The sequence below is a fragment of the Peribacillus sp. ACCC06369 genome (genome assembly GCF_030348945.1).
GTDB lineage: Bacteria > Bacillota > Bacilli > Bacillales > DSM-1321 > Peribacillus.
Genome location: NZ_JAUCEN010000002.1, coordinates 3,474,860 through 3,495,789 on the forward strand (window position 1 = coordinate 3,474,860; position 20,930 = coordinate 3,495,789).

18 protein-coding genes are annotated in these 20,930 nt (G+C 40.7%); 1 reads left to right on the forward strand and 17 read right to left on the reverse strand.

Annotation, left to right across the window (positions count from 1 at the left end; translation table 11 throughout):
- Window positions 1–116 precede the first annotated feature (116 nt).
- Together bcd and QUF78_RS17690 are read right to left on the reverse strand one after the other, a co-directional pair.
- Entirely contained in the window at window positions 117–1,214 is a 1,098-nt protein-coding gene (gene bcd / locus QUF78_RS17685; protein ID WP_289315719.1) for a branched-chain amino acid dehydrogenase, read from the reverse strand.
- A 368-nt stretch (window positions 1,215–1,582) separates the two neighbouring features.
- Window positions 1,583–3,640 (reverse strand): sigma-54 interaction domain-containing protein, encoded by a 2,058-nt coding sequence (locus tag QUF78_RS17690; protein ID WP_289325694.1) that lies wholly within the window; start codon window positions 3,638–3,640, stop codon window positions 1,583–1,585.
- Between the two features lie 206 nt (window positions 3,641–3,846).
- Between QUF78_RS17690 and QUF78_RS17695 the strand changes: the two genes are divergently transcribed.
- Window positions 3,847–4,083 (forward strand): DUF2627 domain-containing protein, encoded by a 237-nt coding sequence (locus tag QUF78_RS17695; RefSeq protein ID WP_101222519.1) that lies wholly within the window; start codon window positions 3,847–3,849, stop codon window positions 4,081–4,083.
- Window positions 4,084–4,125: 42 nt separating this feature from the next.
- Here QUF78_RS17695 and QUF78_RS17700 read toward each other — a convergent pair whose 3' ends face one another.
- The 15 genes from QUF78_RS17700 to accB form a co-directional block, all read right to left on the reverse strand.
- Window positions 4,126–4,860 (reverse strand): glycerophosphodiester phosphodiesterase, encoded by a 735-nt coding sequence (locus QUF78_RS17700; protein WP_289325695.1) that lies wholly within the window; start codon window positions 4,858–4,860, stop codon window positions 4,126–4,128.
- Between the two features lie 717 nt (window positions 4,861–5,577).
- Window positions 5,578–6,369: a sporulation transcription factor Spo0A gene (spo0A, locus tag QUF78_RS17705; protein WP_289325696.1), complete on the reverse strand. Its 792-nt coding sequence runs from the start codon at window positions 6,367–6,369 to the stop codon at window positions 5,578–5,580.
- Window positions 6,370–6,691: 322 nt separating this feature from the next.
- Window positions 6,692–7,984: a SpoIVB peptidase gene (gene spoIVB / locus QUF78_RS17710; RefSeq protein WP_289325697.1), complete on the reverse strand. Its 1,293-nt coding sequence runs from the start codon at window positions 7,982–7,984 to the stop codon at window positions 6,692–6,694.
- Between the two features lie 162 nt (window positions 7,985–8,146).
- Window positions 8,147–9,862, reverse strand: a complete 1,716-nt coding sequence (gene recN, locus QUF78_RS17715) for a DNA repair protein RecN (protein WP_289315714.1) — start codon at window positions 9,860–9,862, stop codon at window positions 8,147–8,149.
- Between the two features lie 22 nt (window positions 9,863–9,884).
- On the reverse strand, window positions 9,885–10,334 hold the full coding sequence (ahrC, locus tag QUF78_RS17720; RefSeq protein WP_061144401.1) for a transcriptional regulator AhrC/ArgR: 450 nt from the start codon (window positions 10,332–10,334) through the stop codon (window positions 9,885–9,887).
- A 316-nt stretch (window positions 10,335–10,650) separates the two neighbouring features.
- Window positions 10,651–11,478 carry a TlyA family RNA methyltransferase gene (locus tag QUF78_RS17725; protein WP_289325698.1) on the reverse strand — a complete coding sequence of 276 codons (828 nt, stop codon included), beginning with the start codon at window positions 11,476–11,478 and terminating at the stop codon, window positions 10,651–10,653.
- Between the two features lie 4 nt (window positions 11,479–11,482).
- Window positions 11,483–13,375 carry a 1-deoxy-D-xylulose-5-phosphate synthase gene (gene dxs / locus QUF78_RS17730; RefSeq protein ID WP_289327349.1) on the reverse strand — a complete coding sequence of 631 codons (1,893 nt, stop codon included), beginning with the start codon at window positions 13,373–13,375 and terminating at the stop codon, window positions 11,483–11,485.
- Between the two features lie 250 nt (window positions 13,376–13,625).
- A complete protein-coding gene (locus QUF78_RS17735) occupies window positions 13,626–14,519 on the reverse strand; it encodes a polyprenyl synthetase family protein (protein WP_289325699.1) in 894 nt (297 codons plus the stop codon).
- A 1-nt stretch (window position 14,520) separates the two neighbouring features.
- Complete coding sequence (locus QUF78_RS17740; RefSeq protein WP_064463276.1) at window positions 14,521–14,754, reverse strand: exodeoxyribonuclease VII small subunit; 234 nt, start codon at window positions 14,752–14,754, stop codon at window positions 14,521–14,523.
- Entirely contained in the window at window positions 14,751–16,103 is a 1,353-nt protein-coding gene (gene xseA, locus QUF78_RS17745; protein WP_289325700.1) for an exodeoxyribonuclease VII large subunit, read from the reverse strand. Before xseA ends, QUF78_RS17740 begins: the two co-directional genes overlap by 4 nt.
- A 148-nt stretch (window positions 16,104–16,251) precedes the next feature.
- Window positions 16,252–17,127, reverse strand: a complete 876-nt coding sequence (folD, locus tag QUF78_RS17750) for a bifunctional methylenetetrahydrofolate dehydrogenase/methenyltetrahydrofolate cyclohydrolase FolD (RefSeq protein WP_289325701.1) — start codon at window positions 17,125–17,127, stop codon at window positions 16,252–16,254.
- 71 nt (window positions 17,128–17,198) lie between these two features.
- Window positions 17,199–17,591 (reverse strand): transcription antitermination factor NusB, encoded by a 393-nt coding sequence (gene nusB, locus QUF78_RS17755; protein ID WP_289325702.1) that lies wholly within the window; start codon window positions 17,589–17,591, stop codon window positions 17,199–17,201.
- Between the two features lie 451 nt (window positions 17,592–18,042).
- Window positions 18,043–18,447: an Asp23/Gls24 family envelope stress response protein gene (locus QUF78_RS17760; protein ID WP_222620245.1), complete on the reverse strand. Its 405-nt coding sequence runs from the start codon at window positions 18,445–18,447 to the stop codon at window positions 18,043–18,045.
- Window positions 18,448–18,484: 37 nt separating this feature from the next.
- The gene (gene accC / locus QUF78_RS17765; RefSeq protein WP_289325703.1) at window positions 18,485–19,837 is read right to left on the reverse strand and encodes an acetyl-CoA carboxylase biotin carboxylase subunit; all 1,353 of its coding nucleotides are present in this window, start codon (window positions 19,835–19,837) and stop codon (window positions 18,485–18,487) included.
- Between the two features lie 14 nt (window positions 19,838–19,851).
- Window positions 19,852–20,343, reverse strand: a complete 492-nt coding sequence (gene accB / locus QUF78_RS17770; protein WP_289325704.1) for an acetyl-CoA carboxylase biotin carboxyl carrier protein — start codon at window positions 20,341–20,343, stop codon at window positions 19,852–19,854.
- Between the last annotated feature and the right edge of the window lie 587 nt (window positions 20,344–20,930).

Below are 20,930 nucleotides of genomic sequence, written 5' to 3' on the forward strand. Positions count from 1 at the left end.
AAATACACACTATTGTCACCGTTATTACTTGTCCTATGTTTCATTACATTATCCATGTTGAAATTCCTGTGTTTATATTTAAAAAAACACAGGAATCCATATCTTGTCAATTATATTCATTTTCTTCCATTCAAGATATGTTTTTCATTTTGCAAGAATTGACTTCTTGAATTCCGCATACGAGCAATGCGCTCCTCTGCCATCCTGTCCGCTGCTTTATAAGTTGGAATTTGATCGCGTTTGGCAATCTCCATGACTCGTTCAATCGTATCATAAACCATTTCCACTTTCTTAAGGGCTCTTTCTCGATTATACCCTAAAAGTTCATCAGCCACGTTTATGACACCACCTGCATTAATTACATAATCAGGAGCATATATAATGCCTTTTTCATGAATTTGATCACCATGAACAGGATCCTTCAATTGATTATTGGCTGCACCTGCAATGACTTTCGCCTTAATTTGATTAATTGTTTGATCATTAATGACGGCACCTAATGCACAAGGAGCATAGATATCACATTCAACCCCATAAATTTCATCAGTATTCACTGCAGTCGCCCCAAAGGATTCAACCGCACGTGCCACGCTTTCTTTATTGATATCGGTAACGATCAGCTTAGCGCCCTCCTCATGAAGGTGACGGCATAAGTTATAAGCTACATTCCCGACGCCTTGGACTGCAACAACCTTGCCTTCTAATGAATCAGTGCCGAATGCTTCTTTTGCAGCAGCTTTCATACCGCGGTACACCCCATATGCAGTTACAGGCGAAGGGTTACCTGAAGAACCGAATGCAGGGGAAATCCCAGTGACAAAATCCGTTTCCTCGTGGATGAGATCCATATCTTCAACCGTGGTCCCTACATCTTCAGCAGTTATATAACGCCCATTCAGCCCTTGGATATACCTTCCGAATGCACGGAACATTTCTTCATTTTTATCCTTGCGAGGATCGCCGATGATGACGGTTTTTCCCCCGCCTAAATTCAAGCCGGCCGCTGCGTTTTTATATGTCATTCCTTTCGAAAGCCTTAAAGCATCTTCTATGGCATCTTCTTCGGAAGCGTACGTCCACATCCTTGTGCCACCAAGTGCTGGTCCTAATGTCGTATCATGAATGGCAATAATCGCTTTCAAACCCGATTGTTTATCCTGACAGAATAGCAGTTGTTCGTAATCATACTTCTCAAGATATTTAAAAATTTCCATACAGGAATCCTCCCTAGATGTTTTAATAAATGTCAGATATGAGGACACTGAATCACTCCTCATTCTTACTGGTCACTACGTTCATTTTAAATAAAATCCGCTAATCACATGATATTTTCCCCATTGGGAATGGTTCCCTTGAAAAATCCATGCACCTTTAAATATGCAAATAACATGCCAATAAATTAAATAATGAGAGCCTTTTCACCCAAAAAAAGGAGATGCTGGTTAATATATTGAGCAACTATAGCCTATAACAAATTCAAAAAAATTTCATGTTGGAAGTGAACTCTCGCTTAAATTAAAATAAATCAGAAAATTCTGTGCAGTTTTTTTCATACTATGCAATTGCTTGCATGCAAATATTTTCACAATTTTAATTTTTCCATTTTATAATATAGATTTCTAACTGAAATACCCAACGCTTTTGCCGTAATTGTTTTATTTCCCTTGTGGGTATCGAACGCTTGCTGAATGATTTCGGCTTCATACTGGTCTATTATCTCCGAGAGCGGTTTACCCGATACGTAGCCAGAAGGCTCCATTAAGAGTTTCTCCTGTTTTAATGGAATCTCTTCGATAAAATCAGGAATATGCTGTATATCAATGATTGTCTCGTTCAATTTCATGAAAATGATAGCCCGTCCCAAGATATTTTCCAGTTCCCTTACATTCCCTGGCCAGTTATAGATTTGCATCTTATGTATAGCTGCTTCAGTAATCCCCTCTATGCTCCGTCCATACTCCTGATTGATTTTATGAATCAAATGCTCCGCCAATTCCCTCAAATCTTCTTTTCGTTTTCGTAAAGGAGCAATGAAAATAGGCATGCGGTTCAGCCTGAAATATAAGTCTTCCCTGAATGATCCGTTTGCAATGGCGTGTTCAAGATTGATATTCGTGGCGGCTATGACACGGACATTGATGGAAATCGGCTTTGTCCCCCCCACTCTGATGATTTCCCGTTCTTGTAAAACCCGAAGTAATTTAGCTTGGATGTTAGCTGGTAATTCACCAATTTCATCTAAAAAGATGCTTCCTTGATTTGCCTCTTCAAAAAAACCGACCTTTCCGCCCCTGCTTGCCCCTGTAAACGCTCCCTCATCATAACCGAACAGTTCACTTTCGAGTAATGATTCCGAGATGGCCGCACAGTTTACACGAACGAATTTATTGAATTTCCTATCACTCGCATTATGGATGGCGTGGGCAAATAACTCTTTGCCGGTCCCTGATTCCCCTCTTAATAAGACGGTAGCCGGTGTCCTTGCCGATAATTTCGCCTGTTCGATGGGAAGCTTCATCTCTTCGGAAGCCCCTATTATATCATCAAAGGAATATTTAGCCTGCAATGTCCGGATAATCTGTCTTGCCCGATTCAATTCGTGAGTCAAGGTTTGAATTTCCGATACATCATGAATGACGCCAACGCTACCTTTCAGGCACCCATCCACAATGATTGGAGCAACATTAACAATCACTTCCTTATGTTTTGGGCCGACACGCATATTGACACCCCGAACAGGCTTTTTTGTCTGAAGCACTTTCATATGCATGCTATCACCTTCGTAAATATCGATGGAAGCCGGCTTACCAATCACTTGGTCCTTGGTTAAGCCAGTGATTCTTGTATATGCCGGATTGATCAAAAGTCCCCTCCCTTGATCGTCCACGACCGAGATGGCTTCATCACTGGATTGGATGATTGCCTGGAGCATCGTCTGTATCTCTTTTAAATCAGTGATCTGCTCCGCCAATTGTACAGCTTCCGTTTTATTCCGAAACACGGAAAAAGCCCCTATGATTTCCTTATCGGCATTCACCAGAGGAATCCTTGTCGTTATGAGCTCCATCCCATTAGTAAGGGTAATCTCCTGATTCACTTCTTTTTGGTTCGTTTCCATCACTCGTAGTAATCCAGTTGAAGGAACGAAATCTTTGATATGTTTGCCTATCACGTCCTCGCGCTTTGTGTCAGATGCTCGTTCCGCACTATCATTGAACATGATGATGAATCCATCATGATCAATCACCACCATTCCTTCACTGGTCGTATTAAGGATCAAGTCCATTTTTGCCGAGGTATTTTCCAATTTATTTATTAAACGATTTTTCTCTTCAAACAACTTTGTCATAATGAGGGCGACACTTCCAGGAATGAGTATCGTTTGATCGCTCATATCCCGTTTTATCTTACTATAGACAGTCGGGTCTCCAGTGGTATCAAAAATGATATCCAAATCCCCATCCAATCCCTCGCTCCAATCAGTCACTGTAGGAATCCTTCTTTCTTTTGCAGCAAGCATCCCTTCAGCGGATTCATTCGTATCAGCCATACAAACAATTGAGAATACTTCACTTTCCGAGAGGAGTTTCAACACCGTTGTCCCCCCCACTCCTCCCCCTACTATCATGACTTTTTGCATGAGCCATCCCCCTTAAGATATAATTACCCTATTATTAGATATATCTCTGCAATTTTTTTCATACTTCACACCTCATTTTACCATATTGGCATCCTTTAAAAACAGCCTCTAACTTCCAGTCATTTTCTAGTTTCCCGAAACTTGACAAATATTTTATATCCTTTATCATTTTTAAAAGACGGAATTTTCGGAAGGGATTTGGCCGCATGAAACGTTTAATCGCTTTTTTGATTCTTTTTATACCCGGGGCCTTTGCTGCCTATGGCATTAAAATAATGAGGGACATGGTGTTCGGTATTTTACAGCCTCCCTATCCAGTCCTTTGGCTGCAATTTTTAATCGGACTGCTTATTACGATTGGCGGAATAGCCTTTATCGCAGGCTTCGTCCTTCATCGAGATCGAAAACAAAATAAGGTCCAAAGCAGGTTCAATAAATTTTAAACGTAAAAAGAAGGTGCCATGTATAATTGGGCACCTTTTTCTTTATGTTGATTTAAGTCCTTCTCTGACCCGTACGGCTGCCTCAGGAAAATCGGTAATGATGCCACTGCACCTCAATTTGAATAATCGCTTCATATCGGCTTCCTTATTAATGGTATAGGGCCGTACAGGAACACCCAGGCTCAACGATGCTTGAATTAGTGCATCAGAGGCAGACCTGATATTTGGATGGATTGCGGTCGCGCCTATTGCCTTGGCATATATCCATGGCATGTATAGACCATCCCTATAAAGTAGTGCCGTTTCCAGTTCAGGTGCCAATTGATGACAATTAACCAAACTATAATGATTGAAAGAAGAAAGGATTATCCTTTCCTTCATTTCGTAGGCACGAATGAGCCTTATGACTTTCTCTTCTAAGCCTGGATACAGAAAAAGCGTGTTTTTCAATTCAATATTACAAACAAGCTGGTTATCTTTAAGCCATATAAATAGTTCTTCTAGCGTCGGAATTTTTTCTTTACCCAATTTACCCTTAAAGTTTGAGGACGCATTAAGAGTTTTCAACTCCATCAAGGTCCGGCCTTTTACATACCCTGAGGCATTCGTGGTCCGATCGAGCTTTTCATCGTGAATGATGACCACTTCTCCATCTTTCGAGAGTTGGACATCCGTTTCAATACCGTCCGCCCCAACACGGGCAGCTTCTTTGAACGCCGACATCGTATTTTCCGGATGTGTTCCTGCAGAGCCTCGATGTGCAAAGATTAAGGTCATGATGAAACGCCGCCTCTCCCAAAAATTGTTATAACCCAATTTTATGAACAGAAACGATAAATTATTTTCATCTTCTTTAATCGAAATAGAGGTGATTATTTTCTTCGTAGAAGGTTTTCTAAAATATCCCCCATAATAACTGAAAAGTTCCCTTAAGGTAGTTATCCGAACAATTGAGTTTTACACTTGCGGACATTTATCAGCAGCTATTGTTTGACATTCTCCAGCATGATTTGCGGAAAATTCAATAGGATGGGGATGGGATTAAATTGAAGAATGGAAAAAGCCTTTTTAAAAACGGTAAAATACCATTTCAATATCCACTTCTAATGCAAAATACTTATTTTTTTCATAAATCATTTGTTTACCCCTTATTCACTATATATATACCTATAATTATAATCTAAAAATTAAGAAAAGGACCCATAATGCCAAAATCCGTTTAAAAAATTAGTGATTCAGATAATTAGTGTCGCTTTTTCACGCAAACAAAAACGCCTTTTATTTATTGGATTTCCTGCAAATCCAATAAATAAAAGGCGTTTAATTTTTTTAACCGGCAGCGTAAAAAAATTGAAGTTGCCGATTAGAAAAAATCACAAAGCAACTTCTTCCTGTCCATACCACCAGACGGAGAGTTCCTATTTATATTTAGTGGCTCTAGCCTTTATTTGGTCAATTGTTATCCTGAATCCGAACACCGGTGTTCCCCTACTGTCAAGAAGCTTTATGTTCGAGACGAAGCTTATCGGCAACCATGGCAATGAATTCGGAATTTGTAGGTTTTGCCTTAGTCATGCTGACAGTATAACCGAAAAGAGATGAAATGGATTCTATATTGCCACGGCTCCAAGCCACTTCAATCGCATGTCGGATGGCTCTTTCAACACGGCTGGCCGTAGTATTGTATTTTTTTGCGATATCCGGATATAAAACTTTCGTGATCGAACCCAATAGTTCAATATCATTATATACCATGGATATGGCTTCCCTTAAATACAAATAGCCCTTGATATGTGCAGGCACTCCAATTTCGTGAATGATGCTTGTGATGCTGGCATCCAGGTTTTTCGGCTTGGCTTCATTTTGGGGACGATAGCTAAACTGACTATGATTTTTTAAAACCGACTGCCCTTTACCGCTTACCTGACGAATGTGATTGGCCAGATTTTCCATATCAAAAGGTTTCAGGATAAAGTAAGACGCGCCCAAATCAACAGCTTTTTTCGTTACATCTTCTTGACCAAAGGCAGTAAGCATAATGACATTAGGCATAGCACCCCGTTTTACTTCACGAAGTTTTTCAAGTACACCTAATCCATCTAAATGAGGCATGATAATATCGAGAATCAATATATCCGGATCAACACTTTCAAGCATACCCAGGCAATCTTGACCGTTATGTGCCACCCCAATTACTTCCATGTCTTCCTGTGCTGAAATGTATTCTTCCAGAAGGCCAACAAGTTCTCTATTATCGTCTACAACGCACACCTTAATTTTTTTCACGCTTGATTTCCTCCTCAACTACAATTGGTCTTTTTTTCTATATGACTAAATTCTATTGTAATTGAACTTTTCGACAATGGAAACTAAATTCCTTTTATTTTTGAAAAAATATAAGGAATTCAATATTATTCTCCGGATATCTCTTGTTTTCGACTTCGTTTGCTATTCGAATAAACCGATTGTCGAAAAATCTTCATTTCGTTATCATTTTATCACAACGTTTCAAAAAAACCTCTATTTTTTGAAGAAATCATATTTAATTACCATCCATGACCTGGGCTAATCAATTAAAAAGGGGCATCCAAAAGGATACCCGGTTTCTTTAGCTTGCCTTTTCATAATTATCTTTGTCGTATATATTTATACCGGCTTCGTTTAACATCCATTCGATATGGACTCCATACCCACTTGTAGGATCATTAACAAATACATGGGTGACTGCACCGATTAATTTCCCATTTTGTATGATAGGACTGCCGCTCATACCCTGAACGATCCCGCCCGTTTTTTGAAGCAGTTCTTTATCCGTCACTTTTAAGACCATTCCTTTAATCGCAGGAAACTTCTGTGGTATGGAACTGACGATTTCCACATCGAATTCCTCCACTTTAGAACCATCCACCACAGTCAGGATTTTTGCTGGTCCTTCCTTTACCTCATGGGAAAGGGTGATCGGGAGAGCCTTGTCATTAATCCCATTTTTAAAATCTTGATTTAATTTCCCAAAAATCCCAAAGGGACTATTGCGATTGATATTTCCTATTTTTTCTTTGTTGGAAGAAAAGCGTGCCAATTTTTCTCCAGGATCACCATTGCTTCCCTTTTCAATGGACGTGACCGTCGATTGAACAATCTGTCCATCTTTTACAACAATCGGCTTTTTGGTATCCATATCGGAAATGACATGTCCCAATGCTCCATATTTTTTCGAATCAGGGTGATAAAATGTCATCGTTCCGATGCCAGCTGCTGAATCACGGATATACAAACCCAATTTGTAAGTTCCTTCATTCTTATCTTTTAGAGGTAAAAGGGTGCTATGAAGCACTTCATTATCACGGTTTATGACTAGATTCAACGCCTCACCCTTTTCACCTGCCTGCTGAACAAAAGGGGTTACATCCCCCATCTTCTTTATCGTCTGACCATTGATTTCTGTAATAATATCACCGATTTCAATTTTCGCTTTTTCTCCTGGTGATTTTTTCCCCTGCGCAGTATCAATAAGATGATGACCTACTACGAGCACTCCGAGAGTATTTAGCTTCACTCCAATGGATTGGCCTCCAGGCATGACTTTAAAGTCTTTCAACACCCTAATGTCGACCTTTTTGGCGGGCAAGCCTGCTACATCCAGCAACACTTCATTCGTACCTGGTTTCTCAGCACCAAGCGTAATTGAAGCTTGCTCATCATGAAGCGAAATCCCATCACTGAATCCCGAAGCTTTTGCAGAAACAGGCAATGATTTGGAAATACTATATTGACTTCCTTCAAATAGTACAAGATGATTTGGAATTAAAAAATATTCACGAGATGGCTGGTATAACCCTAATGTTAATAGCGAAACAAGGAGAATTCCACCGATGATCCTGTTTATCCATACAAATTTCAACCCATTCACTCTCCTCGCTCTCTGAAACTTTATGGCTACACCTTTAATTTAGCCCTCAAGACAGTCATTTATAACAGATGCACAAAATAAAAGCTATCCGTTTTTGGATAGCTTTACAATGGATGCTTATGATAAGTTTAAATTATCTACTTTACCTGTCCATCAAGATGTGATTTTCAACCTTTTTGCCAGCTGGATTAATTCATTGGCATGCTGCTTCGTCAAATCCGTAATCTCGACTCCAGAAATCATCCTGCCAATTTCTTTTATCTTTTCCGTTTCAATTAAAGGCTTTACCGAGGTATTCGTGCGTCCGGCCCTTACATTTTTCGCTATGAATAAGTGAGTATCCGCCATAGCTGCCACTTGTGGTAAATGGGATATACACAGTACTTGAGATCCCGTTGCCACTTTATAGATCTTTTCAGCGATGGATTGTGCAACCCGTCCGCTCACACCGGTGTCCACTTCATCAAATATAATGGACGTTATGCCTTGGTGCTTGGAGAAAATGCTTTTCAAAGCCAGCATGATCCTCGAGAGTTCTCCACCCGATGCGATTTTAGATAGAGGTTTTAACGGTTCACCTGGATTTGTGGAAATATAAAATTCCATCGAATCCAGCCCCGACTGATTAATGCCCCTATCTGACAACTCATCGAAAGTATAAGCCGTTTGAAGGAAATGTGGTTCAAAAATGGTCTTTTCCATGTATAAATCTTTTAATTCCTGATGGATCTTTTTGGTTAACTGCTGAGCGAATGTCTGACGAAGTTCAGACAGATTCTTTGCTTCAACAATTAAATCGGCCTTGATGGATTTCATTTCCTTTTCAAGCTTCGCTATATGCGTTTCCCTATTTTGCAGCTTTTCGACTTCCTCTTCTATGCCTGCACCATATTCCAGGATTTCCTCGATGGTCCGCCCGTATTTACGTTTTAATTGATTTATTTCATTAAGGCGGCTTTCAATGAATTCGACACGCTCTGTATCATAGTCCAAAGAGTCTAATTGATCCCGGATGTTTGACACTGCCTCTTCAAGCAGGAAGTAACTATTTGAAACGGTTTCGGAGCTGTTTTTTAAACCTTCATCAAGGCCTGCGGCTTCTTCCAGGTTATTCATGGCTACGGAAAGCCAATCAATTGCATGCTGCTCTCCATTTAAAGCATTATAACTGGTTTGCAGCGCTTCATGAATTTTTTCAAAATTATTAATTTTCTTTCGCTCTTCCATTAATTCTTCATCTTCACGTAGTTTCAAATCAGCTTTTTGAATTTCATCGAATTGAAATTGGATCAAATCAAGACGGTGGACCATTTGCTGTTCATTTTGGCTCAAACCATTCAATTGTTTTGAAGCGGTTTCATAACGTTTATAGAGCTTTTGGTATTCCGTGAGTGCAGAGGCGATTTTTTCACCGCCGAATTGATCCAGCAGAGGAAGATGGAGTCGTTCATCCATTAATTCCTGATGTTCATGCTGACCATGAATATCTATCAATGTCCTTCCTATCTCGCGTAAAATGGCAATCGTTACAAGTTTTCCATTTACTCTGCAAACGCTTTTGCCGCTCTGTGAAATATCCCTTCGAAGAATGGCCATCCCATCATTCATATCCAGTCCAAATTCTTCTGCTTTGGCAAATACCGGGTGTTTTTCATCTTCAATTTGAAATAATCCCTCTATTTCGGCCTTGGACTCACCATGCCGAATGAATTCTGCCGAACCACGTCCCCCAACCAAAAGATGAACGGCATCTATAATGATTGATTTCCCTGCCCCTGTTTCTCCGGTCAAGACAGTCAAGCCTTTCTCAAATGAAACGGACAGGCTTTCTATGATCGCAAAATTCCTAATCGATAGTTCTGTTAACAAACTAGGTCACCTCACAAAATTATTAGAGCATGTCCAAGAATTTGCCGGAAATGATCTTTGCATCTTCCTCAGAACGGCAGATAATTAAACAAGTATCATCGCCGCCAATCGTCCCGAGTATCTCTTGCCAATTCAAATTATCAATCAATGCACAAATTGCCTGGGCATTACCCGGGAGCATCTTCATAACCAGTAAATTATTGGCTGCGTCAATACGTACAAATGCATCAACCAGGATTCTCTTTAATTTTTGAAGTGGATTGAAACGTTGGTCGGCTGGCAGGCTGTATTTATACCTTCCATCCGTTAAAGGGACCTTAACTAGGTGAAGCTCTTTAATATCCCTTGAAACAGTTGCTTGAGTTACATTGTATCCAGCTAATTTCAGTTCTTCAACCAGCTCATCCTGGGTTTCAATATCGTTATTAGTTATAATGTCCCTTATTTTTATATGTCGTTGTCCTTTATTCATAAGTAGTAGCACCTCTTCTCATCTGTTGCTCATTTTATTGGCAATCGATATCATACTTAAGGAAGCTCCCAATATGGGATTGCTTCGGTAACATCCGTACGTGCAAATAGGCCGCTCTAGAAAGTGGCTAAAATTAATGTTATCGGATTTTTATGCAATTGTACAACTTTTTCTCTAAAATGCATAACAAGTCTATTTTTTATTCTTACCTATTTTATGTATCCACATTAAATGATTCAAGTGCATTTCAACACCATTTCAAGTTAAAAAGCTCCTTTAGCCAACCATTCAGCCAAAGGAGCCGTACAAGTTCTTGCTATTCTTTTTTAAATTGCGCATGGGCTTCCCCAACGATGTCATCAACGGTTTTCGAAAGCAATATCGCTCCATCTTCCTTTGACCCTTGCCAGTATAAATGAAGTAAAAATTCAATATTTCCATCACCGCCGGTAATCGGTGAGAATGAGGCATCCTTAATATCGTAGCCTTCCTTTTTAGCAAAAGAAATGATCTTATCCAACACTAGTTTATGGATTTTGGGATCACGAACAATCCCTTTTTTACCCACCTGATCCTTCCCAGCTTCGAATTGCGGTTTAACTAAGGCAACGACGTCGCTATTCGGAACGAGCAAGGTCTTCAGCACCGGTAAAATTAACGTTAGGGAGATGAAAGAAACATCAATGCTTGCAAAGTTAGGCATCTCCCCATCGAGATCGGCGGGTGTAACGTAACGGAAATTCGTCCGTTCCATTACTTTCACCCGTTCATCCTGCCTAAGCTTCCAGGCAAGTTGATTATATCCTACATCAAGGGCATAAGACATTGTGGCACCATTTTGCAAGGCACAATCCGTGAACCCTCCTGTTGATGATCCGATATCAAGCAGGATTTTTCCGTTCACTTGTAAATCGAATTCCTTTAAAGCCTTCTCAAGTTTAAGTCCGCCTCTTGAAACGTAAGGCATGACTTTTCCTTTAATAGTAAATTCGAGATCGACCGGTACTTTTTCCCCAGGTTTTTCGTACCTCTCTTCATTCGCGTAGACAAGACCAGCCATAACCATACGCTTTGCTTTTTCTCGTGTATCTGCCAAGCCTTGTTCTACAAGTAATACATCTACTCTTTCTTTCATCACTTTCATATTGTCAGGCCCTTTTTTCTTTTTTGGGTGTTATCATTTTAATCTTTTTGATGGCTGTTTCAGTCGTTAAACCGATCTCTTCAAGAAGTTCATCGACACTGCCATGTTCAATGAAATAATCAGGTATTCCCATTCGATCTATAATTGCCCCATAAAACCCTTGGTCATGAGCATATTCTAGTACAGAACTGCCAAAACCACCTTGAAGAACCGCTTCTTCTATTGTCAAGATAGGCATTTTTTCACCAAGTAGGCTGCTTAGCATGTTCTCATCCAAAGGCTTAATGAACCGGGCATTGATCACCTTAACTGAATAATCCTCTTTCTCTAGCAGTTCTGCCGCTTCAAGGGCCATTGGAATGGTGGTACCGAACGTTAAGATGGCAGCATCCGTTCCTTCTTTAAGAACTTCCCACGAACCGATTGGAATCTGCTGTAATTCAGCATCCATCACAACACCCCAACCATTCCCACGAGGGAATCGCATAGCGATTGGACCATCATTATAGCTTAAGGCCGTATTGACCATATGCTGGCCTTCGTTTTCATCTTTCGGCATCATCAACACCATATTAGGAATGTGCCGTAAGAATGCAATATCGAAAACGCCTTGATGCGTTTCACCATCGGAACCAACCAATCCGGCACGATCGATTCCTATGAATACGTTCAAATTCTGTCGGCAGATATCATGGACCACCTGGTCATAAGCCCTTTGCAGGAAGGTTGAATAAATGGCCAGGAACGGTTTCATTTTTTGCGTTGCCAATCCAGCTGCAAAAGTTGCAGCATGCTGCTCGGCAATCCCTACATCATAGAAACGCTCTGGGAACTCTCGGGAAAACCCCACCAATTTCGAACCTACGGGCATTGCAGGTGTAATCGCGACAATCCGTTCATCTTCACGGGCGAGCCTGCTGACAGTATCGCTTACAAGGGCACTCCATGCAGGAGCTTTACTAGTGGATTTCACGAAATCGCCTGTCTCTATCTTGTAGGGGCCTGTCCCATGCCAATTTCCTGTTGTATCCAACTCGGCAGGTGAATAGCCTTTGCCTTTTTTCGTGATGACATGTAGCAGTACGGGTCCCTTCGTTTTCTTGGCATATCTTAAATTCTCCAGCAACTCTTCATAATTATGACCATCGACTGGTCCAAGGTATGTGAAACCGAGTTCTTCGAAAAAGATTCCTGAGACCAATAAGTACTTCATGCTATCCTTCAAGCGTTCAGCGGTAGCTGCAAGCTTACCACCGACTGCAGGAATTTTTTTCAAAAGTAACTCCAATTCATCTTTTGCCCAGTTATATTTACCTGCGGTCCGCAATCTTCCCAATATCGTGTGCAAAGCCCCCACATTAGGCGCTATCGACATTTCATTATCATTCAGGATAACGATCATGTCCTTTTTTTCATCACCGATATGATTCAATGCTTCAAGTGCCATTCCGCCTGTTAGAGCCCCGTCACCGATTACAGGCAAAATGAAACTTTTTTCACCTTTTATATCACGGGCAGCGGCCATTCCCATTGCAGCTGAAAGGGAAGTCGAACTGTGACCGGTTTCCCAAACATCATGGGGGCTTTCAATCATTTTAGGAAAGCCGCATAGACCTTTATATTTCTTTAAGGTATTGAACTCCCCTGCTCTGCCAGTCAGGATTTTATGCACATAGGATTGGTGACCAACATCCCATAATATTTTATCATTCGGACTGTCGAATTCTTTATGCAAGGCTATAGTCAACTCGACTACACCTAAATTGGGACCGATATGCCCACCGGTCACCGATAATTTTTCCACAAGGAATTTACGTATTTCCACACTTAACTCGACTAGTTCTTCATTATTCATCTTCTTCAAAAAAGAAGGGTCTTTTATAGATAGAAGATCCAAACAGGACCACTCACTTTCTGTCATTTTCGGTTGTTAGCATAAACAAAGCCTCATAAAGAGGGCTATATGGAAGACTTGACCGAAAAATTGGTTTTAAGTTAAAAAATAGCCGCCAACACCCAGGTGATTTCGGCGGCTTAATATACCTATTTTATCACGTAACTCAATTAAAAAATCCATTTTGATTTTCGCATATTTTTGCACAATGAGTATACCATAAAACCTCAATTGATAACAAATTTAGCCACAATCAATGATTACGGTTCGCTATTAAATCGGTTAGTTCATTCAACAAAACCGTTTGTAAGGTTGTTTTTCCCAAAGCGGCATGAGCAAGTTCAATATGATGGTTCAACTTTTCCTTTGCCCCTTGAAGCGAAAGTAAAGAAGGATATGTGCTTTTATGATTTCCCTCATCACTGCCAACCGGCTTGCCGATCAACTCGACTGACCCTTCAATATCCAGAATATCATCCCGAATCTGAAAAGCAAGCCCCAGGTGGTATGCAAAGTCACGTAAATGGAGTCGCTGTTCTTCATTCGCACCGGCTAATATAGCACCGGAAAGGATGCTTGCAGTCAATAACTTCCCTGTTTTATGTTCATGGATATACTCCAATTCCTGAAGGGTCAACTGTTTATTTTCACCTTCCATATCGGCAACTTGACCTCCAACCATCCCTTCGGCACCGGCAGACTTAGCAATTTCACTTACAAGGTTCAGCTTCATTTCAGCCGTCACATCTGGATCGTTCATATCCGTCACCAATTGAAAGCTATATGTAAGGAGGGCATCACCTGCCAGTACTGCTACCGCCTCACCGAACACTTTATGGTTCGTCGGTTTTCCGCGGCGGAGATCATCATCATCCATCGCTGGAAGATCATCATGAATCAAAGAATATGTATGAATCATTTCAATGGCAGCAGCTGCAGGTATCCCCATCCTCAAGTTTTTTCCAAAGGCCTCCAGAACCGCAAAGACCAATAAAGGGCGAATCCGTTTACCGCCTGCCTCCAATGAATAGATCATGGCATCTTTGACCACAGCAGGAGCATTAAGCTTATTGACATATTCAACGATTTCCCGTTCTATAATCGCCTTATATTCTTTAGAAAACATATCAAAGGACACCGTACCCATGTTATTCTTCCTCCTGTACAGTGAAGTTTTCGAGTTCCCCATCTTCGCGCAAAATTTGAGTCAACTGATCTTCAACCGCCTTAAGCTTTGAGTGACAAAGCCTGGATAAATCCATTCCTTGTTTATATATGGAGATGGCTTCCTCTAAGGGCACATCGCCTTCTTCCAACTGTTCTACAATTTTCTCAAGATTCTCCATTGCTTCTTCAAAAGTGGCTTCCTGTTTTTTTGTCATGGTTCTATTCGCTCCTTTATTTCTTTAATTTCACATTCAAGTGTTCCATCTTTAATGGAAACGGCTATCTTATCCCCTCTGGATACTTGTTGTGTACTTTTCACTAACGTCTCATCCTCAGCAAAAACCAATCCATAGCCCCGTTCCATGATTTTTAATGGACTGAGGGCAGACAAAGTGGCTGTAATATGAACGAACTGCTGTGATTTTTGCCGATAAATGGCTTCCATTGCCCTTCGCAATACTTTTGCATGCTGCAGCAATTCATCTTTGGAATTTTGCACCGCTTGTTCAGGATGCTGCTTTTTCAGAATATCGTTCAACTGATTCAGCTCATCCCTCTTTTTCATGAAATACCGCGTGCCGGTCCTCCCTAGCCTGTCCACCGTCTTGTCTAGCTGTTCAAGCTTCTGTTCATACATTTTATGTGGATAACGGAAAGCATAAGATCTCTCCATCCTGGTCAAACGGGTTCGTTCGAAATTCACCAATTCACGAATGGAGCGGGTCAAGCGATTCTTACGGTTCATCAGGCGTTCAAGTATTTCATTAAGGTGGGGAACCGCTAACTCTGCTGCACCAGTCGGTGTAGGAGCCCGCATATCCGCGACAAAATCAGCAATTGTAAAATCGGTTTCGTGACCGACAGCAGAAATTATCGGTATATCAGAATCATAGATTGACTCAGCCACTATCTCCTCATTAAAGGCCCATAGCTCCTCGATCGACCCGCCGCCCCTTCCGACAATGAGTACATCGCTTTCCGCCCTAGCGTTAGCCATGGAAATTGCCTTGGCAATCGATTTAGCGGCATTATTCCCTTGGACTAGTGCTGGGTAAACGATGACTCTGGCAATTGGATATCTCCGCTTGATGGTGATCAGGATATCTCTTAGTGCAGCTCCGGTCGGTGATGTTATAACTCCTACAGACTTAGGGTATTGTGGAATCTGTTTCTTATGCTCGGCCAAAAACAAACCTGCCGCCTCCAGCTTTTTCTTCAGCTGTTCATAAGCAAGATACAAATCCCCGACACCATCAGGGGCCATGCTTTTCACATAAAGCTGATACTGTCCGCCTGCCTCATATAATGAAATATCGCCCTTAACAAGTACCTTCATTCCATTTTCAGGCAGGAATTTCATCCCTTTGTTATTGGCGGCAAACATAACGGAGAGGAGTCGGGCCTTCTCGTCCTTTAGAGTAAAATACATATGTCCGCTTGTATGTTGTTTAAAATTTGAAATTTCGCCTTTTATGTATACATTTTGCAAATGGGGATCGGCATCGAACTTCCTTTTGATGTATTTCGTTAAAGCCGATACACTTAAATATTGTTGGTTGCTCATATAATGTCTCCTTCCGATGAAAATCGGATTTAAAGAAAACTCACTTATAGGTTTTACTTAAAACTCGCTTAATCTATGAATGAAAAAAAGCGGTCTCCCGTTATTATAAAACAAGAGGTCCGCTTCTTTAAAATAATTTAACGTTTTTTTAGCTTTTTAAGGCTTGCTTATTCTGTTCAAGTGTTTTTTGAGCAGATTTAACCGTATTCTTCATAAGCATCGTAATCGTCATGGGACCAACGCCTTTAGGAACAGGTGTAATGTATGAAGCCTTGGTTTTCACTTCATCAAACGCCACATCACCGCAAAGCTTCCCTTCATCATTCCTGTTCATTCCGACGTCAATGACGACAGCACCTTCTTTAATATGGTCACTCGTGATCGTGTCCCTCTTGCCGACAGCTGCCACAACGACATCAGCTTGCTTTGTATAATACGCAAGGTCCTTTGTCTTTGAATGACAGTATGTGACGGTTGCATTCGCATTTAGAAACATTTGTCCGGCCGGTTTTCCCACGATATTACTTCTACCTACGATAACAACATGCTTACCTTCAAGGTCATAGTCGATATACTCAAGCATTACCATCACCCCGTATGGCGTACAAGGTAAATAAGCATCCTGCCCAGTCATCATCCGCCCAATATTAATGGGATGGAATCCATCTACATCCTTCTCGGGGGAAATCGCTTCAATGATCGCTTTTTCCTGAATATGTCCAGGTAACGGCAGCTGCACCAATATACCATGAATGCTGTCATCCTGGTTTAATTCATCAATGCTCTGAATTAATTCCTCCTGAGAGAGTCCCGCAGGCTTTTTAATCAATACAGAATGCATGCCCAGATCTTCACACGCCTTTTGCTTATTGCGTACATAGGTTTGCGATGCTTGGTTGTCCCCCACAAGGATTACAGCCAAACCCGGAACGATATTTTTTTTCCGTAATTGTTGAACTTCCTTACTGATTTCTTGCCTAACTGCCTCTGCAATTTCTTTACCATTAATGATTTGAGCTGACATGTGTATATTCCTCCCAAGATAATTTTGCTAAAGAAATTGCTGAGAGAATCCCCTGGTTAAAGGCTGCAGCCTTAGCTGCCGCTTTTCACCTTAACTTTGGATAAAACGGCATTTACAAAGCTGCTCGATTGATCATCACCGAATTTCTTAGCAATTTCAATAGCTTCATTCATTGCAACACTTACAGGAACATCTTCACTGTGAACCATTTCATAAACCGCGATTCGCAGTAAATTCCGATCAATGTTCGCCAGTCTTTCCAACGTCCAATTCTCTAAATTGTCCCTGATCATTCCATCAAGTTGTTGACGATTTTCCGTTATCCCCATTACTAATTTCTTGAAATATTCATCAGTAGGAGCACCATCCAGTACGCTTTCCATTGCTTCTTCTGCATTCGACTTGGCAATATCTATCTGATATAGTGCTTGAAGGGATTTTTCACGGGCTACTCTTCTTTTCATAATCTTACTCCTTTAACATCTACTATTATATATGAAAACGCTAGAACAAACGAACATTTAATAACATTTTTTCAAAAATATTAAGATTTTCGCTTCATTTTTTATAAATTAAGCTGAATCCCACTTGAATTAAGGCCAAAAGACTCAAACATCTTGATTCAAGACAACATCTCAAGATTCATTTCCAGTTAAACGGCCAACACAGTCATATACTTTTTGAAAGTGTCAAAAAGCTCTTGCCTAGCTTTCATGCTCATATTTCACCTTTTACACTCTAACAGAAATCACCCTTGAATTAAAGGGAAACTTCCAGATACCGCCTTATTATGTTCATTTAACGTAATATTATTAGCGGGCTCCAAAAGCAGGGTATCATTGAGTCAAGAATTCAAAAAAACAAAAACCCGGCTTTTTGCCGGGTTTTTGCAGGTGTGAATCGAATGAAGCCAACTTACACTTCTTGTTCGTAATCCGCTTCTTGTTTAGCGTTTTCAAACGCAATGCCCACTACATGTATGTTCACTTCGCCCGCGTCGATAGCGGTCATGTTCAACAAGGCTTCACGAATGTTATCTTGCACTTCCTGAGCAACTTTCGGAATTGAGACACCAAACTTCATGACACAATAAAGTTCAACTTTGATGGATTCTCCCGTTAAGTCAACTTTAACACCTTTACCGTGGTTCTTTTTACCAAGCTTTTCAACTACACCTGTAGCGAAATTCCCGCGCATATGTGCAACACCTTCAACTTCCGATGCAGCGATACCCGCAATCACCTCAATCACCTCAGGCGCAATTTCAACTTTGCCCAAACCACTATTATAATCATTCATTTCGAGTAATTGGCCTTCCATTTCACTCATTCAAAAGCACCTCCTGTCTTCCTTTACATTATGAGTTCATTACATCATATATTTCAAGGAATTTGGTATTAAATTCTCCGGAAACAAATTGTTCATGCTGAAGTAACTTAATATGGAAAGGAATTGTCGTGCTGATCCCTTCAATGACAAACTCACCTAAAGCGCGTTTCATCTTCTCAATCGCCTCGTCTCTCGTTGGTGCGTGGACAATCAATTTAGCGATCATGGAATCGTAATACGGAGGTATCGAGTACCCAGGGTATGCCGCAGAATCCACACGTACTCCGTAGCCACCTGGCGGTAAATACATGTGAATCTTACCTGCTGAAGGCATAAAATTCTTTTCTGGATTTTCCGCATTGATCCGGCATTCGATGGACCATCCGTTAAACGTGACATCTTCTTGTGAAAGTGATAGTTTGTCACCTGAAGCAACTTTGATCTGTTCTTTAATCAAATCGACGCCCGTTACCATTTCTGTAACTGGGTGTTCGACCTGGATACGTGTATTCATTTCCATAAAGTAGTATTTTCTATTCACATAGTCATAAATAAATTCAACTGTACCGGCACCTGAATAGTTTACGGCAAGAGCAGCCGTAACTGCAGCCTGCCCCATATCCGCCCGTGTTTCACCATCCAGGGCCGGAGATGGAGTTTCCTCAACAAGTTTTTGCAAACGTCGCTGAACCGTACAATCACGCTCACCTAAATGAATGGCGTTGCCATGATTATCTGCCATGACTTGAATTTCAACGTGACGGAAGTCCTCGATGAACTTTTCAATATACACGCCTGGATTCCCAAATGCCGTCGCGGCTTCCTGTTGCGTGATGTTTATGCCTTTAATGAGTTCTTCTTCGGTCCTTGCGACCCGGATACCTTTACCGCCCCCACCGGCAGTAGCTTTGATGATGACTGGATAGCCCATTTCATTAGCGAGGGCTACACCATCATCCGTATCTTTAATTATGCCTTTGGAACCTGGAACGATCGGCACACCAGCTTTACGCATGGTTTCCCTTGCTACGTCCTTCGTTCCCATTTTATTGATGGCTTCTGGGCTAGGACCGATGAAAATGATATTACATTCACGGCATAGCTCAGCAAAGTCCGCATTTTCAGCAAGGAATCCATATCCAGGGTGAATCGCATCGGATCCCGTTTTCTTGGCTGTACTGATTATGTTCGTTGTATTTAAATAACTGTCTTTTGATAATTTAGGACCGATGCAATATGCTTCATCAGCAATTTGAACATGTAATGCTTCTTTATCCGCTTCTGAATAGACCGCTACAGTCTCGATTCCTAATTCCTTGCATGCCCGGATGATTCGGACAGCAATTTCCCCACGATTGGCAATTAATACCTTTTTAATCATTTAGAAACAGCTCCTCATTCCGGCTTTACTAAAAATAATGGTTGTCCATATTCTACAAGTTGACCTTCTTTTACAAGGACTTCAACGATTTCACCGCTTACTTCGGCCTCAATTTCATTGAAAAGTTTCATGGCCTCCACGATGCAAACAATGGAATCCCCTGTTACTTTATCGCCTGCTTTTACGTATGCAGGTGAATCCGGTGCAGGAGATTGGTAGAATGTACCCACCATCGGAGAAGTGATTTTATGTAAATTTTCCTGTTCAGTGACGGCAGCAGCCGGTTTTGCAGGTTCAACAGCTTTTGGCGCTACAGGGACAGGAGCAGCTACGGGCTTGACCTCTGCATTGGCTTGAACAACTTCTTGAGCAGCTGATGGCTGTAATACTGTACCCGTTTCAGTTTTTTTCAATTTAATTTTCGTTCCTTCATTTTCAAAAACAAATTCACTGATATTTGATTGATCGACTAGCTTAATAATTTCACGAATTTCTTGCACTTTCATTTTGTGGCACCCCTTGTCTAATTTAATATGAGTTTGTGAGGCAATAATATTTTATGTAACCTTTTACCCTTAGCTTATCCTACTTTGTCCAATTCTGCACAATGTAGCCGCCTTCTCCATCCGAAAGCGTATAAACTGAATACACCCTCCATCTGTATTATAACAGATATTTCATTTTCTCAAAATATTGTTCCCATTAGAGAATTGAAAAGTTTATGACCAGCTTCTAACATCATACAATATTAGCTTATACAAATTCAATGATAGATTAGTTGCAACTTGTTATCCATGCTTTTATATTACACCTTTATTATAATATTGTGAATGTTTTTCAACCGGGCACCCTTAGCGTTTCCACTTGAATTCTACTAATTCCCACTTTGAAACCTGCATTAATCTCCATCTAAATTACTTTTCTAGAATATTACGGATGATCATAATACCCATTTCTGTTTGAGTTCCTGGTATCAATTTACATAAAAAAACTTTTTCTCTAAAGTTTCCCGGTTGTATGTTAGTGAAAAAATAATAATAAAAAAGCCTCCCTTTTTTTATTTAAGGGGGACTTTCAAATTTTTACGATTATG

Bases quoted from the DNA above. Each gene is read 5' to 3' on its own strand.
- xseA (WP_289325700.1), bottom strand. From the start codon at position 16,103: ATGAGCAACCAACAATATTTAAGTGTATCGGCTTTAACGAAATACATC.
- QUF78_RS17740 (WP_064463276.1), bottom strand. From the start codon at position 14,754: ATGACAAAAAAACAGGAAGCCACTTTTGAAGAAGCAATGGAGAATCTT.
- QUF78_RS17690 (WP_289325694.1), bottom strand. From the start codon at position 3,640: ATGCAAAAAGTCATGATAGTAGGGGGAGGAGTGGGGGGGACAACGGTG.
- QUF78_RS17760 (WP_222620245.1), bottom strand. From the start codon at position 18,447: ATGGAAGGCCAATTACTCGAAATGAATGATTATAATAGTGGTTTGGGC.
- QUF78_RS17700 (WP_289325695.1), bottom strand. From the start codon at position 4,860: ATGACCTTAATCTTTGCACATCGAGGCTCTGCAGGAACACATCCGGAA.
- bcd (WP_289315719.1), bottom strand. From the start codon at position 1,214: ATGGAAATTTTTAAATATCTTGAGAAGTATGATTACGAACAACTGCTA.
- QUF78_RS17695 (WP_101222519.1), top strand. From the start codon at position 3,847: ATGAAACGTTTAATCGCTTTTTTGATTCTTTTTATACCCGGGGCCTTT.
- QUF78_RS17735 (WP_289325699.1), bottom strand. From the start codon at position 14,519: ATGGGTACGGTGTCCTTTGATATGTTTTCTAAAGAATATAAGGCGATT.
- ahrC (WP_061144401.1), bottom strand. From the start codon at position 10,334: ATGAATAAAGGACAACGACATATAAAAATAAGGGACATTATAACTAAT.
- accB (WP_289325704.1), bottom strand. From the start codon at position 20,343: ATGAAAGTGCAAGAAATTCGTGAAATTATTAAGCTAGTCGATCAATCA.
- folD (WP_289325701.1), bottom strand. From the start codon at position 17,127: ATGTCAGCTCAAATCATTAATGGTAAAGAAATTGCAGAGGCAGTTAGG.
- nusB (WP_289325702.1), bottom strand. From the start codon at position 17,591: ATGAAAAGAAGAGTAGCCCGTGAAAAATCCCTTCAAGCACTATATCAG.
- accC (WP_289325703.1), bottom strand. From the start codon at position 19,837: ATGATTAAAAAGGTATTAATTGCCAATCGTGGGGAAATTGCTGTCCGA.
- QUF78_RS17725 (WP_289325698.1), bottom strand. From the start codon at position 11,478: ATGAAAGTGATGAAAGAAAGAGTAGATGTATTACTTGTAGAACAAGGC.